The organism is Bradyrhizobium sp. LjRoot220, from assembly GCF_964252915.1.
Classification (GTDB): domain Bacteria; phylum Pseudomonadota; class Alphaproteobacteria; order Rhizobiales; family Xanthobacteraceae; genus Bradyrhizobium.
Window position 1 is genome coordinate 811,003 of sequence record NZ_CAXUPS020000002.1, and the last position, 16,529, is coordinate 827,531.

At 62.4% G+C, this 16,529-nt stretch carries 15 protein-coding genes; 9 read left to right on the forward strand and 6 right to left on the reverse strand.

Annotation, left to right across the window (positions count from 1 at the left end; genetic code table 11):
• Window positions 1-1,421 precede the first annotated feature (1,421 nt).
• From ACSQ84_RS12495 to ACSQ84_RS12510, 4 genes are all read left to right on the forward strand, one after another.
• On the forward strand, window positions 1,422-2,378 hold the full coding sequence (locus ACSQ84_RS12495) for a helix-turn-helix domain-containing protein (protein WP_436211948.1): 957 nt from the start codon (window positions 1,422-1,424) through the stop codon (window positions 2,376-2,378).
• Window positions 2,379-2,597: 219 nt separating this feature from the next.
• Window positions 2,598-3,224 (forward strand): (2Fe-2S)-binding protein, encoded by a 627-nt coding sequence (locus ACSQ84_RS12500; protein WP_436211949.1) that lies wholly within the window; start codon window positions 2,598-2,600, stop codon window positions 3,222-3,224.
• A 2-nt stretch (window positions 3,225-3,226) separates the two neighbouring features.
• Window positions 3,227-4,204 (forward strand): FAD binding domain-containing protein, encoded by a 978-nt coding sequence (locus ACSQ84_RS12505; protein ID WP_436211950.1) that lies wholly within the window; start codon window positions 3,227-3,229, stop codon window positions 4,202-4,204.
• Window positions 4,201-6,315 (forward strand): xanthine dehydrogenase family protein molybdopterin-binding subunit, encoded by a 2,115-nt coding sequence (locus ACSQ84_RS12510; RefSeq protein ID WP_436211951.1) that lies wholly within the window; start codon window positions 4,201-4,203, stop codon window positions 6,313-6,315. Before ACSQ84_RS12505 ends, ACSQ84_RS12510 begins: the two co-directional genes overlap by 4 nt.
• Window positions 6,316-6,411: 96 nt before the next feature.
• On the opposite strand, the gene ACSQ84_RS12515 is transcribed toward ACSQ84_RS12510, so the two are convergent.
• The gene (locus ACSQ84_RS12515) at window positions 6,412-7,401 is read right to left on the reverse strand and encodes a LysR family transcriptional regulator (RefSeq protein WP_436211952.1); all 990 of its coding nucleotides are present in this window, start codon (window positions 7,399-7,401) and stop codon (window positions 6,412-6,414) included.
• Between the two features lie 124 nt (window positions 7,402-7,525).
• On the opposite strand from ACSQ84_RS12515, the gene ACSQ84_RS12520 reads away from it, so the two are divergent.
• Window positions 7,526-8,488 carry a Bug family tripartite tricarboxylate transporter substrate binding protein gene (locus ACSQ84_RS12520; protein ID WP_436211953.1) on the forward strand — a complete coding sequence of 321 codons (963 nt, stop codon included), beginning with the start codon at window positions 7,526-7,528 and terminating at the stop codon, window positions 8,486-8,488.
• Between the two features lie 204 nt (window positions 8,489-8,692).
• On the opposite strand, the gene ACSQ84_RS12525 is transcribed toward ACSQ84_RS12520, so the two are convergent.
• The 4 genes from ACSQ84_RS12525 to ACSQ84_RS12540 form a co-directional block, all read right to left on the reverse strand.
• Window positions 8,693-9,112, reverse strand: a complete 420-nt coding sequence (locus ACSQ84_RS12525; protein WP_436211954.1) for a hypothetical protein — start codon at window positions 9,110-9,112, stop codon at window positions 8,693-8,695.
• A gap of 6 nt (window positions 9,113-9,118) precedes the next feature.
• Complete coding sequence (locus ACSQ84_RS12530; RefSeq protein ID WP_436211955.1) at window positions 9,119-9,340, reverse strand: hypothetical protein; 222 nt, start codon at window positions 9,338-9,340, stop codon at window positions 9,119-9,121.
• A 438-nt stretch (window positions 9,341-9,778) separates the two neighbouring features.
• Window positions 9,779-10,936, reverse strand: coding sequence for a patatin-like phospholipase family protein (locus tag ACSQ84_RS12535; protein WP_436211956.1), 1,158 nt, complete (start codon window positions 10,934-10,936; stop codon window positions 9,779-9,781).
• Between the two features lie 34 nt (window positions 10,937-10,970).
• Entirely contained in the window at window positions 10,971-11,795 is an 825-nt protein-coding gene (locus tag ACSQ84_RS12540) for a 3-hydroxybutyrate dehydrogenase (protein WP_436211957.1), read from the reverse strand.
• A gap of 174 nt (window positions 11,796-11,969) precedes the next feature.
• On the opposite strand from ACSQ84_RS12540, the gene ACSQ84_RS12545 reads away from it, so the two are divergent.
• Window positions 11,970-12,872, forward strand: a complete 903-nt coding sequence (locus ACSQ84_RS12545; protein ID WP_436211958.1) for a LysR family transcriptional regulator — start codon at window positions 11,970-11,972, stop codon at window positions 12,870-12,872.
• Between the two features lie 13 nt (window positions 12,873-12,885).
• Here the strand turns inward: ACSQ84_RS12545 and ACSQ84_RS12550 are convergent, their stop codons facing one another.
• Window positions 12,886-13,599: a peroxiredoxin-like family protein gene (locus ACSQ84_RS12550; RefSeq protein WP_436211959.1), complete on the reverse strand. Its 714-nt coding sequence runs from the start codon at window positions 13,597-13,599 to the stop codon at window positions 12,886-12,888.
• Between the two features lie 289 nt (window positions 13,600-13,888).
• On the opposite strand from ACSQ84_RS12550, the gene ACSQ84_RS12555 reads away from it, so the two are divergent.
• The 3 genes from ACSQ84_RS12555 to ACSQ84_RS12565 all read left to right on the forward strand — a co-directional run bounded on the left by ACSQ84_RS12555 (window position 13,889) and on the right by ACSQ84_RS12565 (window position 16,454).
• On the forward strand, window positions 13,889-14,380 hold the full coding sequence (locus tag ACSQ84_RS12555) for a DUF302 domain-containing protein (RefSeq protein ID WP_436211960.1): 492 nt from the start codon (window positions 13,889-13,891) through the stop codon (window positions 14,378-14,380).
• Window positions 14,381-14,471: 91 nt separating this feature from the next.
• Window positions 14,472-15,833 (forward strand): dihydrolipoyl dehydrogenase family protein, encoded by a 1,362-nt coding sequence (locus tag ACSQ84_RS12560; protein ID WP_436211961.1) that lies wholly within the window; start codon window positions 14,472-14,474, stop codon window positions 15,831-15,833.
• A 132-nt stretch (window positions 15,834-15,965) separates the two neighbouring features.
• A complete protein-coding gene (locus tag ACSQ84_RS12565) occupies window positions 15,966-16,454 on the forward strand; it encodes a cupin domain-containing protein (RefSeq protein ID WP_436211962.1) in 489 nt (162 codons plus the stop codon).
• The last annotated feature ends 75 nt before the right edge of the window (window positions 16,455-16,529 follow it).

Below are 16,529 nucleotides of genomic sequence, written 5' to 3' on the forward strand. Positions count from 1 at the left end.
CGAACTGCCGGCATACGGACCCGGCCACGTACGGTGGTGTGGGAGGAGGAGCCACGGGCTCCGCTGTCCCCGATCGCCGCGGCCTCTCGGTTCTATCATTGTCTCTGGATACTGGATCACCCGCCTTCGCGGGTGATGACGGTGTGGACGGAACACACACCTTCGCGATCTCGCGGCACGTTGCGCCCGAGCTTTGCTGGAAACTTCCCGCCCTCGAAAATAGAGGGCGCAGGGAATGCCGGATGCGCGCTGCACCCGCGATCTCGTGTGCGAAGTGCACAAACAAAGGTGCACACGAGCATACAGGGCAGCGGAGAACATCCGGCATTCCCTGCGCAATGGCTTTACGGCTTATAACGTGCTCTCCCCGGTGAGCCTATACTCTGTTGCCACCGTCGCTGCGCCGAAATGAATCCGACGCAACTTGACGCCAGCCTAAGGGCGTCAGGACCACACGTCTTTGCCGTACGCTCTCGCGCCGTTCGTTATCGGCACTACCAGCGTCCACCGCGACCCGTCCCAACGATCGTGACGATCATGATGCGCCCCTCTGGCGGGACGGGATGGCGAAGATATAAACTGATTTTTGATTCTGTAAAAGCGAAATATTTTTTGTCCTGGGACTTGACACGCTTTCTGCAAATCGGAAATGATTTGCCCGTCGGGTTGATTTGTCGCACCTGGTTTATTCAAATTGCTATTGCGCGCGAGACGACTCGTGGATCGTAGGTGAGTTAGGGTGTGTACAAATTCAAAGGGCCCACGGATACTCGCTTTGATCCGCATTCCCGACTCAAAGTGAGGCTTCGCACGAGGCAGAAGCGATAGCTATTTGGCGAAAGCGGTTGCTTCGGGGGAGCACGAGCACTCGTTCGCAAAGTGGTTGGGAGCTCGGCACGGGTGCGCTCTATGTGGTGGACGCGAGCGGCATCCGCGCGCAAGATAGTCGCGGGCAATACCCTTTAATTCGCAGGCGAAGTGCGGCGCGAGAAATTGACGACGTTCGGTCGCGTGGGCCGGATCGCCGAACCGAATTCGCAATTGCTGACATGAACAAGACGCCCCGGATGTAAGTCAGGACATGAAAGGGACTCGACCGCCTCAGATCGAGCCGTTCGCGGCGGCAACGAGCCATCGAGAGCGGTGAGGTCCTGTGCGTGGCACAACCGGCGGTCAGCCGAAGCTCGAGGTAGCCAGGAGCTACCACGTCGCCACGAGGCCTAGGCCTCGCCCGAACTGCCCTTCCATCAACAATGCGCTGACCAATTTGTGGGCAGATCCGCGGACGGCACCCGCGAGCGTCGCGGATATTTTTCTAGGGTGCCAACCTTCGTATGCCCTACGGGCCCTTTGGTATAATTGAACCTCAATCTCAATCTCAATCAATGCGAATATTCTAGCAGCTTGAGGAGGGCGACAGTTTGGACCAGCGGCTGTTCCGTTCCCGAAGCAGGGCTGCGCCGAATCCACGCGGCCTGCGCCGATCTGCAGCGGACCACTCAAGTCCTGATGCCGCCATTGAGATGGCCCGCATCCTGGACGAGCCACCGGTACTGGTGCCTGAGGTTTTGCACGGTGATACGCGTCTGACTTCGAAATGGGCGCATGGCGGGCTGCAAGAAGATTACATGCGGGGCGTTGCGGGGCACGTCGCTGTCGGCTGCTACGAAGGACAGCATGAGATATCCTGGCGGATTGAGAACAAGCGCCTGACTTCCAGAACCAACTCGAAAGCGTTCACTCTCATTCCGCAGGGCATTGACGGCCACTGGAACATTGCCGGCCCGGTGGTCGTTTCGCATGTCTATCTCACTCAGGAACGCCTCCAGGCATGCGCTGACGAGATCGCGGGTGGGCGACCTGTCGAAATTCTTCCGCGCGTCGCTTTCGCCGATCCGGCGGCGGCGGGGCTGCTTGAAATTCTGAGTCACGAGGCGACGCGAGACAGTGCATCGTCCCGTCTGTTCGTGGAGCAGGTGATCGACCTTCTCTGCTCGCGGCTGATCCGGGAGCATTCATCATTTGGCAGCTTGCCTGCTGCCGTCATAAAGGGCGGCCTTGCTGACTGGCAGGTGCGGCGTGTTACGACGTATATGTGCGAGAATCTCGAGCAGCATATCGGGCTCAATGAGCTCGCCGCTCTTGTCGGCCTAAGCCGCTTTCACTTCTGCACGGCTTTTCGGCAGTCGACCGGCCAAACCCCGCATGCATGGTTGACCGCGCAACGCATGCGCCGCGCCCGCGAGCTTCTCACCCATTCAGATCTGAGCATCACACAGGTCGCGCTTGCAGTCGGTTACGAGACACCATCAGCTTTCACGGCGGCTTTCCGTACGATTGTCGGAGTGACCCCCTCGGCGTTCCGACGCTCTCTGTAGGGCCGGTGCAATTGATCGCAACACCGCGATAGTCGCCGCAATATCGGAACGGTGCGTCCCATCGCGTAATGCTTAACTCGCAATGCTCGTCTGAGGCGAAGGTTGGCTGCGCTTGATACTGAAGTGCGCGGCAAAATTCGATCCGCTTCCGAGCGTCGAGTTGTGGGCCATCCGGTAGCAAGAACGATCATCACCTCATAAACAGGCGAGCAGACGACCATGAAAAGCGAGAAGCCGTTCAGCGGCGATGCCGTGCAGATCGAACAAGGTCGTGGCGGATTATCACGCCGTTCGATCCTGCTGACGGTCGGGGGAGTGGCCGCACTCGCGGCCGCACCGGAAGTTGCCGCACAATCCATATCTGAACGGCCTCCCAGCCCATCCACGAGACGATTCCGCTTGGTCGTCAACGGAAACCAGCATGAGTTTGACCTGGATCCCCGCCGTTCACTGCTCGATGTGCTACGCGAAACGCTCGATCTCACCGGGACGAAGAAGGGCTGCAACCAGGGCGCCTGCGGCGCTTGCACCGTCCTTCTGAACGGCAGGCGGATCGTCTCCTGCCTGGCGCTGGCCGCGATGCATGACGGGGCTGAGATCAGGACGATCGAGGGCCTTGAGACGAATGGCGAACTCCATCCACTCCAGACTGCATTCGTCGAGCACGATGGGTTGCAGTGCGGCTTCTGCACCCCCGGACAGATCATGTCGGGAATTGGCTGCATCGCGGAGGGTCATGCGAATACGCCGGATGAAATCAGGTTCTGGATGAGCGGCAATATCTGCCGCTGCGGCGCCTATCCGGGGATCGTCGCCGCGGTCGCAGACGCTGCCAAGGGGGCCTGACCATGTTCCCATTCACGATCGAGAAGGCGACCTCCGTCCATGGCGCTATCGCCGCCGCGTCGTCCGGCCGACGTTTCATCGCCGGTGGCACGACGTTGATCGACCTCATGCGGGAGGAGGTGGAGCGGCCGGAGCACCTTGTCGACATTAACACGCTCCCGCTTTCCGAAATCCGTATTGATGGCTCCGATCTCGTGATCGGCGCGCTCGCCCGCATGGCCGATGTCGCCGCCCATCCCGACGTGCAGCGCCTGCACCCGCTCGTCGCCGAAAGCCTGATCGAGGGCGCATCGCCGCAACTGCGCAACATGGCCTCCATCGGCGGCAATCTGCTCCAGCGCGTGCGCTGCCCCTATTTCCGGATGCACGATGCGCCCTGCAATAAGCGCACCCCGAACTCCGGTTGCGCCGCGATCGATGGTCTGAATGCCGGCCACGCCATTCTCGGCACGAGCAATCATTGCGTCGCAACGCATCCTTCGGACGTCGCCGTCGTCCTGGTCGCCCTCGAAGCTACAATGCAGGTGAGGGGACCGCAGGGCGAGCGCAGCTTTCCAGTCGAGGAACTGTTTCGTTTGCCGGGCGATACGCCCCATCTCGAACACACGCTGCTGCCTGGCGAACTCATCCTGACGGTGCGGGTCCCCGGCGGCCCGTACAGCCGGCGGGCGCGCTATCTCAAGGTGCGCGACCGCGCCTCCTATGAGTTTGCGCTGGTGTCCGCTGCCGCCGCACTGGACGTTGGCGGCGGGGTGATCCGTCAGGCGCGGCTCGCTGTTGGCGGTGTAGGCACTCGGCCGTGGCGTCTGCGCACAGTGGAGAAAGCGCTGATCGGCAAGGCGCCGGATCGCAAAGTGTTCGAGACAGCCGCCCGGTTGGCAGTCGAAGGAGCCCGTCCCCTATCGGGCAATCACTACAAGCTCGAACTCCTGCCCCGGACGATCGTCCGCGCCCTTGAGATGACCGGAGAAGCCGCATGACAACGAACGTGATCGGAAAGCCGCTGCCGCGCGTGGATGGTCGCGCCAAGGTCACCGGTGCCGCACGCTATGCCGCCGACTTCAACCAGCCCGGCCAAGCCTACGCGGTGGTCGCCGGTGCCACGGTGGGTCTCGGCCGCGTGACCGGTGTCGACACCGGGCAGGTTGAGAAGATGCAGGGCGTCATTGCAGTCATCACGCACCACAATGCGCCACGCCTGGCATATGCACCTCACAAGAGCTACATCGATCCGGCCACGGGGGAGCGGCTGCATGTGTTGCAGGATGACCACGTGCGCTTCTATGGACAACCGGTAGCGATCGTCGTCGCCGATACGCTCGACCATGCGGAGCGTGCAGCTGCCGCGCTACGTATCTCCTACTCGGCCGAGCGGCCGATTATTGATCCTGCCGACGCAAAAGCCCGGCCTATCGTCCCGGAAGCCGGGAAGCAGCCGGATGCGATGCTGCCGGCCGACACCGCGCGCGGCGCTGCTGACGGCGCTCTCGCGGATGCGCCGATGAGGGTCGACGAGATCTACGAAATCGCGCGCGAAAACCATAATCCAATGGAGCCGCATGCCACCGTCGCGGCCTGGAATGGCAATCGGCTGACGCTGTGGAGCAAGAGCCAGTTCGTCGTCAACGAACAGGCCGAGGTCGCGGCCGTCTTCGGCCTGCAGCCCGAGAACGTACAGGTGATCTGTCCGTTTATCGGTGGCGCCTTCGGCACGTCGCTCAGGACGTGGCCGCATGTGACGCTTGCTGCCATGGCGGCGCGACAAGTGGGACGTCCCGTCAAGCTCGTACTTACGCGCAAGCAGATGTTCTTCATGACGGGCCACCGGCCCCGCACCCTTCAGCGGATGGCCCTTGGGGCCACGGCGGACGGCAAGCTCACCAGCATTGTGCACGAAGGCACCGGCGAGACGAGCCGATACGAAGAGTTCATGGAGGCTCTGACGTCAGTCACGACCTTCCTTTATTCTGCGCCGAACGTGCGGACCCGCTACCGGCTGCTGCCACTCGATATCGGCACCCCAAACCATATGCGCGGTCCCGGCGAGGCCAGCGGTGTCTTTGCGCTCGAATGTGCCGCGGATGAATTGTCGTACAAGCTTGGGATCGATCCCATAGAGCTGCGGCGCCGCAACGAGCCGGCTATCGATGAGGGCGAGAACAAGCCGTTCTCCAGCCGATCCCTCATGAAATGCCATGACCTCGCCGCCGAGCGTTTCGGCTGGTCGCGGCGGTTACCCGAGCCCCGTTCGATGCGCGATGGCCGGTTGCTGGTCGGCATGGGCGTGGCATCAGCGAGCTATCCGGCTTTCCATGCGCCGGCGAATGCGCGGGCGCGGCTGCTCCCTGACGGCACCGCTGAAGTTGAAGTCGCGGCAAGCGACATGGGTCCCGGCACCTACACGTCCATGACGCAAGTTGCCGCCGAGACGCTGGGGCTGCCCGTTGAACGGGTGCGCTTCAGCCTGGGCCGCTCTGACTATCCGCCCGCTCCATCCCATGGCGGCTCATGGACGATGGCCTCGGTCGGCTCTGCGGTTCGTGCCGCCTGCCTTGCGGTGCAAGAGGAGGCTGCGAAGCGCCCTCAGGACAGCCGACCCATCGAGGTAACGGCTTCGTCTCAGCGCGATCCCGATGTCGCGGCCCGATTTTCGATGCACTCCTTTGGAGCCGTATTTGCGGAGGTGGCTGTCGATCCGGACGTCGGAACGATCCGGCTGCGCCGTGCAGTAGGCGCCTACGGAATCGGCCGCGTCATTAATCCGCGACTTGCGAGGAGCCAATGCATCGGCGGCATGATCGGCGGTATGGGCATGGCGCTCATGGAGCGCACTGTCCTCGATCCACGCGACGGACGTCCGGTCAACGCCCACATGGCCGATTACCTCCTGCCCGTGAATCTCGACATTCCCCAACTCGAAGCGCACTTCGTCGAGGAGCTGGATCCACACGTCAACGCGCTTGGCGTCAAAGGCCTCGGCGAGATCGCGCTCGTCGGCATGGCCCCAGCCATCGCCAACGCCGTCTTTCACGCAACTGGCAAACGCGTGCGTACCCTGCCGATCCGAATTGAAGATGTGCTGACCGTGTAGTGCAGGCTCGTGACGGGTCATTCGTGTTACTTTGACCGGATATCGGCGACTTCCGATTTACCGATGGGCTGATCGAGCACGACGGCCGAACGCAGCTCAACGTGAAGCAGGTGCCGTCTGGGGCAAAGCGCGCGACGTGAGCGCCGCGCGCAACGTCCGCTGCGGTTGAATATCCTCAACGACAGGAAGGATCGACTGCGCGAACAGCTTTGCCACCGGGCTCAGCGAACGATCCTTCAGCGCGATCAAGCCGACCGCCCCGCGCGTCGTCGGCAGCCGTACATCGACGGCGGTCAGTTGCGGATGATCGTTCGGGGTCGTCAACATGGCGCGGGGATGAATGCCGAGGAAATTGCCGTTTCCGACCAGAACGCTCAGCGAATACGTGCACGAGGTCGTGACGGTTGCACGGGGAAACTCCAGGCCTTCGGCTTCGAAAGCAGCGCGCATGATCCCGGTGAGGAAGCCTGCTGCAGGCGGCAACACCCAGGATTGGCCGACGAGTTCTGCCAGGGAAACGTTTCGGCGTTGAGCCCACTTGTTGTGTTTGCTGCAGATAACCACCAACTCGTCCTGAAACAGTGTGTCAATGCTGAGGTCGTCATGGCCCGCCATCGACGCGATCCTGCTGATGACGATCTCGACATCGCGCTGGCGCAACTGGCGAAGCAGTACGTCGGTGGGGCCGACACTGAGCTCGAACCTCATTCGCGGATAGCGCGGCACCAGACGATTGAAGACGGCCGAGGCAACCGCCGACATCGGCGGGGTTGTGCCGATCCTCAACTCACCGACTTCGGGGTCGGCAAGCGAGGCGATCTCGCTAACGCCTTGCCGCAATTCATTGAACACGATGGCACTGCGCTCGAGCAATGCGCGTCCGTAGACCGTCGGCGTCACACCCTGCGACGAACGGTCGAGCAACGGCACGCCCACGGTCTGTTCCAGCTCTGAAATCGCATATGAAACGGCGGGCTGGGTTATCGCCATGTGAGCCGCCGCCTTCGCCATGCTGCCGGTCTCTGCGGCGGCCTGAAATACCTGAAGGTCGCGAAGCTTGATGCGTCTGTCCGTGCTGCGATCCATGCCGCCCCCCATCAAGAGATTCTATTGCCCTATAAGAATAACAGTACTTCCTTTATGGATCATTGGGGCAGAGGCTGCATCGGTCAAGACAATAACCAAACATCCGCGGTAATTGGGGGCGCCTGTGCGCATCATCAGAATTGCATTGGCCGCCATCCTCAGCCTGGTCATGGCGGATCATGCCGTTGCGCAACCAGGTGAATCCCCCATCCGGATCGTTCTGCCGTATCCAGCCGGCGGCGTCGGCGACACGGCAGCACGGATGATCGCCGATTCCATGCGCAAGAAGCTCAACCGGACCGTCATCGTCGAGAACAAGGCCGGCGCGGCCGGACGCCTCGGCGTCCAGTCGGTCAAGGACGCTGCAGCCGACGGTACGGTTTTGCTGTTCACGCCGATCGCACCGATGGCGCTGTTTCCGCATGTCTACGACAATCTGGCCTACGATCCCGTGAGAGATTTCCAGCCGATCTCGCAGGTCGGGACCTACGACCTTGCCGTCGCGGTCGGTGCGAACGTGCCCGCCAGGACCCTCAAGGAGCTGATCGCGTGGTTGAAGGTCAATCCTGCGCAGGCGGCGTACGGCACCCCGGCGGCGGGATCCTTGCCGCACTTCTTTGCGGTACTGTTCGCCCGCGAGGCCGGCATCGAACTTCGCCACGTCGCCTACAAAGGCAACCCGCAGGCCATCACCGACCTGATCGGCGGTCACCTCCCGATGTTTTTTACCTCGACACAGGATCTGGTCGAGGCCCACAACGCCGGCCGCATCCGCGTCCTCGCGACGTCGGGCCGCGAGCGTTCGGTGGTCATGCGTGAGGTGCCAACCTTCATGGAAGGCGGGTACGGCATCCGCGGCGAGGGCTGGTATGGCATGTATGTTCCGGCCAGGACGCCCGCCGCGGTCGTCTCGCAGCTAAACCAGGCCGTGGTCGAAGCTGTGCGGAGCCCCGAGTTTGGCGGACGCCTCTCGCAGCTCGGCGTTCAGGCCACCGGAACATCGGCCGAAGAGTTTGCAAGGCTTGAAAAATCCGACTCCGAACTGTGGGGACCCGTGGTCAAAGCCTCGGGATTCAAACCGGAGTAGGGAGTAGAGCGAGCCGATCTCCCTTTTGGACCAAGCCTATGCGGCCGCGACGCAGCCGGTGCATCACGATCGCAAGCGCTGCTCGTTGGCAGCGCCGGCGCAGTGGGGCCTGGGCCCTCAGTGGCAGGCGTGGCTTGGCACCTGATGTTCAATTCCAGGTGATCAATGCCAAGCGACCAATATCAATTGTTCAATGCCAGTTGCTCAATGCCAAGTCGGCCTGAACGATTTGGCCACCGCCAGCGCGCTCCACTCGTCGGTCTCCAAGGCAATTTTCTGTGCGAGCATGACGTCGCCGGGCACCAAAGGCTGGTTCGGCACAAAACACCAACCGGCCTTCGGGCGCCCATACTGGTCAAGCTCATGGATATTTGTCGCTGAGCCATAACATATGCGGTATCGCTTGCCGCTATGGCAGCCCGTGACTTCGAAATACCCGTATTTGTTAAACTGAACGCGCTGTTCAGCCGATAGCCACGCTTGCAACAGCCTTATGCCCCGCACCTCCCGTTGCGTGCGGCCCAATTCTCGATATTGAGCCCGAAACAATTGCCAGCGGTGGGCGCTGTCCGCCAGGAATTGCCTGATGTTACGGACAGCATTTCGTAGCCTGGCCCGCAACATGAGGCTCTAGCCGCCGACTAGCCTTGGATAAAACAGGGTTTCTTCGGCTTTCGGATCGAACCTGCGGGTCACGACCGGGTCGCCGGAGGAATTTCTGGTTGCCGCCGTATAGCCGGCGCCGGTCAGCTGTTTGAAGCGTTCTTCCGCTTCAAGCAGCGCCTTTGCGTCGTTCGCATCGAAGTGATGTCGGGTATCGCCACTGTGGTCCATAACGATTTGGGTTGCCATTGCAAACACTCCTCGGGGGTTCGCACCAATCGACACAGCTGCAATGGCAGAATTTCCAAAAAGTTCCTTAGGACCGGCGAAAATACAATCGTCGCCGCCGGCAGCCCGGAAATGGACAAATCATTTCAAGCACCCGGGAGCCCGGATGCGCTTGACGCAGCGCTTTTCCCAGCAGCGCCTGCTTGCGCTCCGTTCGGGGATGCATCCGAGGGCCAAGAGGCCGAAGTCACGAAGGCGGGCGGGGCAGAGCAGGATATGGGGGCATGAACCTTCGTGCCTCGAATGAGGGCGGAGCATTCAAATTTTCGACGCGCTGGTTATAAATTGCACACATTCTAGGATAACGGGGAGGGCTCCGCTCGGGGGCGTTCGCGTCGGTTTTGGTACGAAGTTTCGGGCTGGACGGGCAAGTAGCGACGAAAATGTGACCATAGGCCGTCACTCTGCCGCTTCCGCGAACAGCTCCTTCTGCTCGTGCAGGACCACGCCCGACAACGAATCGAAGTCGCCGGTCCACGGTTTGCGTTCGAGTACCGCTTTGGTGTGGCAATAGCCGGCATCCCAGCGCTGCATGATGCCGGACGGGCTGAAGTCGATGTCCTTGGTGTGGTCTTCGCGGATAAGTTGCGGGACCAGCAGCCGCACAACGTGCATCCGCGTCGGGCAGCCATAGCTCGCCAGCTCCTTCACCGCTTCGCTGTTGCGCTCGGACTCCGGCAAGCGCGCGGCGAGCTGGTTGATGACATGGCGCAGCCGATGGGCCTGCTGTTGCCGCGCGACGTGGCTGGCGATCCGGCTGGAATACTGCACGTCCTTGTGCCGGTTCAGCACCTCCGCCATCGTGGTCGGCTCGGCGCCGGTCGGATTCCAGAGATGCACGGCGAAGATCAAGGAATTCCTGCGCGGGTTGTCGTCGAACACGGCTTCGGTCGGCGTGTTCGACAGAATGCCGCCGTCCCAATACAGTTCACCGTCAATTCGAACGGCCGGGAATGCCGGCGGCAACGCGCCCGACGCCATGATGTGCTTGACGCCAATCTCGCCATCCCGGCTGTCGAAATAGCGCATCTGGCCGGTGCAGACGTGCGCCGCGCCGACCGTCAGCCGCGGCTTGCACCGGCTCACCAGGTTGAAATCAACCAGTTCGGTCAGCGTGCGCTGCAGCGGTGAGGTCGAGTAGTAGCCGGCCCGATCGGCGCCGAGCGTATAGCTGTCGCCGGCGTGCGCCAGCGGGTTCGGCCGGAAGAAGCCGGGAATGCCGTTGGTCACGGTCGACCAATAGGAAAGCTTTTCGTTGAAGCCCGGAAAAATGTCGCGAAAACTCCAGACCGGGTTCTGCTCCATCTTCTTCCAGAATTCGCGCAGCCGCGACAGCCGGTTAGGCGGTGAGTTTCCGGCGATCAGGCTGGCGTTGATAGCGCCGATCGAGGTGCCGATGATCCAGTCCGGCTCGATACCGGCCTCGTGCAGCGCCTGATAGACGCCGGCCTGATAGGAGCCGAGCGCGCCGCCGCCCTGCAGCACGAGCACGATCTGGCCCGGCCCGGATCCGGCGAATGCCTGTGGCGAAGCGCAATTGTCCCGGACGTCGTTCATGTGGCACTCCCTTGATTTCGTTCCGTTCAACACCTCAGTGCGCGGTCCAGCCGCCATCGACCGGCAGCGCGATGCCGGTGATCGATGCCGCGGCGTCGCTGGCGAGGAAGACGGTCAACGCGCCCAATTGCTCGACGGTGGCGAAGCGCTTGTTTGGCTGCTGCGCCAGCAGCACGTCGTGGATCACCTGCTCGCGAGAAATGCCGTGCGCTTTGGCCTGGCCGTCGATCTGCGCCTCGACCAGTGGCGTAGAGACGTATCCCGGGCAGATCGCATTGCAGGTGATGCCTTCCTCGGCGGTCTCCAGCGCGGCGACCTTGGTCAGCCCGACGATACCGTGCTTGGCGGCGACGTAGGCCGCCTTGAACGGCGACCCGACCAGTCCATGGGCCGAGGCGATGTTGATGATGCGCCCGAACTTGTTCTGGCGCATCGCCGGCAGGGCCAGCCGCGTCGTGTGAAACGCGGATGACAGATTGATCGACAGGATCGCGTCCCATTTTTCGACAGGAAACTGGTCGAGCGGCGCCACATATTGAATGCCGGCATTGTTGACGAGTATGTCGAGCCGGCCATGTCCGGTAATCGTCGCGGCGATCATGTCGGCGATCGCCTCAGGCTTGCTCATATCGGCGGCGGAATAGCTGACCTTGACGCCGAAATTGGCCTCGATCTGGTCTTTGATCCCGGCGATTTCGGAGGCGACCCCAAGACCATTCAGCACCACCGCCGATCCGGCCTCGGCCAATGCCCGCGCGATCCCGAGGCCAATACCGCTGGTCGACCCCGTGACCAGCGAGACCTTGCCGGCGAGCGGCCGTGCCGCCTTGGCATCCTGCGCCTTCACCTGAATGTTCATGACAGAGCCCTTCCTGCGCTTCCGGCATTCTCGGCTCGAATGTGCAGGACGGCCTTTGGGTTTTGAAATGCCCTTTGGCTTCCGAAACCATAGGCGGCCGCTATTGCGGTTTGGGTGTTATTGCCGCGGCCATTCGGCTAATTTCTCCAGCGAAACAGGCAGGGCAGCACGATCATGGAGATGCATCAGGTCAGGTATTTCCTCGCAGTGGCGCGGTTACTGAACTTCACGCGCGCCGCCGACGAGTGCAATGTCACCCAGCCGTCGCTGACGCGGGCGATCAAGCAGCTCGAGGCGGAAATGGGCGGCGATCTGTTCCGGCGCGAGCGGCCGGCGGCGCAATTGACCGAACTCGGCCTGCGGATGCACCCGCTGCTGCAGCAATGCTATGATGCAGCCGCTGGCGCACGCATGCTGGCGGCGTCCTTCAAGGGCGGCGAAGTCGGAGCGCTGCGGATCGCTCTCAGCCATTCCGTCGATCTGTCCATCCTGATTCCCTGTCTCGACCAGATCAAACGCCAGTTCAACCGGCTCGAATTCCGCTTCCTGCGCGGCAACGCCGACGAGGTCGGCGAATATCTGAAGAAGGGCGAAGCCGAGCTTGGCATTGCCGCCGAACTCGGCAGCGACTGGGACCGGCTGGACACCTGGCCGCTATTCACGGAGGATTTCGATCTCGTCATCAACCGGCGGCATCCGCTGGCGGAGCGCGAAACGATCGGCTTCGATGATTTGCGTGCCGAGCAGTGGCTGTCACGGAATTACTGCGAACATTCGGATCGACTCGGCCGCTCTCTGCGTGAGCATGGCGTTGCGGTCGAGCGCAGCCACCAGATCGCCTCCGAGCGCGACCTGATCGAACTGCTGGAGGCCGATATCGGCATCGCGGTGGTTCCCCACACCGCCTCGCTGCCGGACACGTTGAAACGCACGCCGGTCGAGGGACTGGATTCGCGCCGCACCGTGCACCTCTATGGCGTCGCCGGACGTGAGCGCACGGCGGTGGCATCCGCCGTGATGCGCATGCTGCGCGGTGCGGACTGGCAGCGCGTCGTCGACAAGGGCGCGAATGTCTGAAGGATACGGCGCGTCAGCGCTCCTCGCTGGCGCTCTTCAGTGCGGCGATCAGGTCGTCGATTTCCATGCGCTTGCGAAAGTCCGGATCGACGAACCGGGCCTTTATCAGGCCATCGCGGCCGACCACGAAGGTTGCGGGGATCGGGAGCATCCAGCCGTCATTGCCGTGGAATTCCGACAGGTTCTGATAGGACAGCAGCCGCTGGATCTCGGTGCCGAGCCAGATCGCCAGGTTGAGCGACAGCGCATAGCCATTGTCGAGATCGGTCAGCACCGGGAACGGCGCCCTGGCCTCGGCCTTGAACCTTTCGGTAAATGGCTGGGTCTCCGGCATGATCGCCACCGTCTGCGCGCCCAATGCCTTGATGCGGTCGTGCGCCTGGATCACCGCCCGGACGTTGAGCCGGCAATAAGGGCACCAGTGTCCGCGATAGAACATCACCGCGAGCGGTCCTTCGGCCAGCAGTGACGGCAGACTGATCAGCCGGCCGGTCTCGTCCGGCAACAGGAATGGCGGCATCGGCTCGCCCGGCCGCGGCGCGTTCTCGCCGCCGCCGTTTTCGTGCAGTCGCGCCACCAGCCGGTCGACCGCCTCGCCATAGGCCGGAAAGATCTCCCGCCCCGCCGCGGCATAGGCCTGAAGCTGGTCGCTCAGCGTGCCTTCCATGTCGCGACATTGCTGGAAAGCCTCCTTGAGACGCTCGGCATCGGCTGAAGATAGCGACATGTTTTTCTCCGGTATTCGGCTGATACTATTTTCCGGCCCGGGCCAACGGCAAGGGGCCCCGGCCCGATCGGGCGCTGCCGCCATCAGAGGCCGGATTGCGGCGCGCCAGAAATGCCGTCGCCCAATGGGTTCGATAGCCACGGCGTATCGAGACCCCGACAGCATGCTCCTGCCAATAGCTGGCCGCTATCAAAATGAGAGCGAGATCGCATTTCAGTTTACCGGCGACGACAATCATCCTGCGCCGGAAGCCATGCCGACGGCATGGACCCCGGATAGGAGACGTTCCATGACACCTGGTTTGACCAACCGTTTCGCGAATTTCGCTGTAACGCTGCTGTTGCTGTTTCTCGTGGCTTCCATCGCGTCCGGGGCCCGGGCTGATAGCGACGACGGCATCACCCGGGTCAAGAGCGCGGTGCCGCTGGCGGAAGCCATCACCCGCATCAAGGCCGATATCGCCAGCAAGGGGATCAAGTTCTTCTCGGAAATCGACCAGTCGAAGCTCGCGGCCGATGCCGGCATCCAGCTGCGTCCCTCGACGCTTCTGGTGTTCGGCAATCCGCCGCTCGGAACCCAATTCATCACCTCCAACCCCAATGCCGGCCTCGACTGGCCGGTGCGACTGCTGCTGACCCAGGATGACAATGGCGACGTCTGGGCGGTCTGGACCGATTTCGGATGGATCGCGAAGCGTCACAACATCAGGGATCGCGTCGCGCAGTTCGAGATGGCGACCAAGGTCGTGGCTTCGATCACCTCGACGATCACGACGAAGTAACACCGCCCGCCTGCTCCACATATGGGCTGACAGGCTGCGCCAGCGCGCGGCCTGATTTCGTCCGGATCATTGCCAGAAGAAGGTTCATCCGATGAGCAGAGAGCAATTCGATGTAGTCATCCTCGGCGGCGGCAATGCCGGCATCGGGGTGACCGGGCCGGTCCGGCGCGCCGGCATGTCGGTCGCCATGATCGAGCAGGATATGCTGGGAGGCACCTGTCCGAACCGCGGCTGCACGCCGAAGAAGGTGCTGGTGGCGGCCGGCCACGCCCTGCATGAGATCGAACGCGCAGCCGTTCATCTCATCTCGGTTGGAAAGCCCAGGCTCGACTGGGCAGCCCTGATCGACCGCGAAAAGGAAATGATCAAGGACATCCCGGCCAAACTGGCCCGCTCGATGGCCAAGCGCGACGTTGAAATCATCAAAGGCAGCGCGGTTTTCGCAGGACGCAATCTTATTCGCGTGGGGAGCCGCGAACTCGAAGCCAAACACATCGTGATCGCGACAGGCTCAAAGCCGCGGCCGCTTCCGATCCCTGGCGCGGAGTTCATGATCACCTCGGACGAAATGCTGAGCGAGCGCGACTTGCCGGCATCGGTGATATTCGTCGGCGGCGGCGTCATATCGCTGGAGTTCGGCCATGTCTATGCGCGGACAGGCACCGAGGTCACCGTTCTCGAAGCGCAGCGGCAATTGCTGCCGGCGATGGACGCTGACGCCGTCGTTCGCCTGCAGATCGAGAGCGAGCGCATTGGCATCAGCGTCAAAATGGCCGTCAGCGTCAAGCGGATCGAGCGTGCAGACGGCCGTCTGCGCGTGATCTTCCACCACGACGGCGCCGAGCACGCTCTGGATGCTGATCGTATCGTCAACGGCGCCGGCCGTGTCGCCAACGTCGATATGCTGGACCTCACCGCCGGCAACGTCGAACACGCCAACGGCCGCGTCGCAGTGGATCGCCATCTGCGCTCGATCTCCAACCCGCTCGTCCATGTCTGTGGCGACGCGGTGCCGACTTCGCCGCAGCTCTCGCCGATCGCCACCTATGAGGGCGACATCGTCGGCCGCAATATCGTGGAAGGGCCGAAATACAGTCCCGACTACGCCAGCATGGCGACGTCGGTCTACACCGTTCCTCCGCTCGCCGCGGTTGGATTGACCGAGGCTACCGCCCGGCAAAACGGCTTTGCAATCGACGTGCACACCAACGACATGTGTGACTGGTTCTCGGCAAGAACCTATGCCGAGACCGTCGCGTGGTCGAAAATCATTGTCGATCGGACCACCGACCGCATCCTCGGCGCGCATTTCGTCGGGCACGCCGGCCAGGAATTGGTGAACCTGTTCGGCCTGGCGATGCGCTTTGGCCTCACCGCCGCGCAGATTCGCGACAACGTCTACGCCTATCCGACGTTTTCATCCGACATCAAGCACATGCTCGGGCACGCATAGCCCGGCGCTATCGAGTCCAGAGCCAACCGGCATTTCATTCCTCTGGTGATTTCGTCGACTGTCGTGACGTAGCCGGCCAAATCCATTTCGGCCACTTCAAAGGCGGAAGCAAACAACAGAGGAGACCACGACATGTCCAAATCCAGCTCATCCAGCACCCTCTGGCATGGCCTCGCGCTTGCCGGCATTTTCGCAGGCACGCTCGCGTCGGCGCCGGCGGCATCGGCCGGCGAATGCCCGGCCGACAGGATCAAGGCCAACGTCCGCGAAAAGGTCGATTACAAGGCGGTCGGCGTCACGGACGTCACGCTCGGTGCGATCAATCTTGAGAAGCAGCCGGCCAATATCAGGGATCGCGAGCTGCGTTTCCGCAAGCTGACGATCGAGCCCGGCGGCATCGTGCCGTGGCACAGCCATGACGATCGTCCGGCGCTGATCTTCGTGCAGCAGGGCGAGATCGTCGAGTACGCCAGCAATTGCGCCGATCCGATCGTGCACAAGGCCGGCGAGATCAGGCCGGAAGTCGCCGGTGTCTCGCACTGGTGGAAGAACCTCGGCAGGGAGACCGTCATTCTCTATGTCGGCGACGTCCGCAAGGATCCGCACGACCACCACATGTAACCGGATGTAACGCGCGCGCTTGCCGCGCCCGTTGCCTGATGTGACGTCCTGGGATCCCCCGTGTTGCCCCGCACG

Coding starts and splice junctions, on each gene's coding strand:
- ACSQ84_RS12505 (WP_436211950.1), top strand. CDS start 3,227: ATGTTCCCATTCACGATCGAGAAGGCGACCTCCGTCCATGGCGCTATC.
- ACSQ84_RS12515 (WP_436211952.1), bottom strand. CDS start 7,401: ATGGATCGCAGCACGGACAGACGCATCAAGCTTCGCGACCTTCAGGTA.
- ACSQ84_RS12555 (WP_436211960.1), top strand. CDS start 13,889: ATGACACCTGGTTTGACCAACCGTTTCGCGAATTTCGCTGTAACGCTG.
- ACSQ84_RS12525 (WP_436211954.1), bottom strand. CDS start 9,112: ATGTTGCGGGCCAGGCTACGAAATGCTGTCCGTAACATCAGGCAATTC.
- ACSQ84_RS12535 (WP_436211956.1), bottom strand. CDS start 10,936: ATGAACGACGTCCGGGACAATTGCGCTTCGCCACAGGCATTCGCCGGA.
- ACSQ84_RS12530 (WP_436211955.1), bottom strand. CDS start 9,340: ATGGCAACCCAAATCGTTATGGACCACAGTGGCGATACCCGACATCAC.
- ACSQ84_RS12510 (WP_436211951.1), top strand. CDS start 4,201: ATGACAACGAACGTGATCGGAAAGCCGCTGCCGCGCGTGGATGGTCGC.
- ACSQ84_RS12540 (WP_436211957.1), bottom strand. CDS start 11,795: ATGAACATTCAGGTGAAGGCGCAGGATGCCAAGGCGGCACGGCCGCTC.
- ACSQ84_RS12560 (WP_436211961.1), top strand. CDS start 14,472: ATGAGCAGAGAGCAATTCGATGTAGTCATCCTCGGCGGCGGCAATGCC.
- ACSQ84_RS12500 (WP_436211949.1), top strand. CDS start 2,598: ATGAAAAGCGAGAAGCCGTTCAGCGGCGATGCCGTGCAGATCGAACAA.
- ACSQ84_RS12545 (WP_436211958.1), top strand. CDS start 11,970: ATGGAGATGCATCAGGTCAGGTATTTCCTCGCAGTGGCGCGGTTACTG.
- ACSQ84_RS12565 (WP_436211962.1), top strand. CDS start 15,966: ATGTCCAAATCCAGCTCATCCAGCACCCTCTGGCATGGCCTCGCGCTT.
- ACSQ84_RS12550 (WP_436211959.1), bottom strand. CDS start 13,599: ATGTCGCTATCTTCAGCCGATGCCGAGCGTCTCAAGGAGGCTTTCCAG.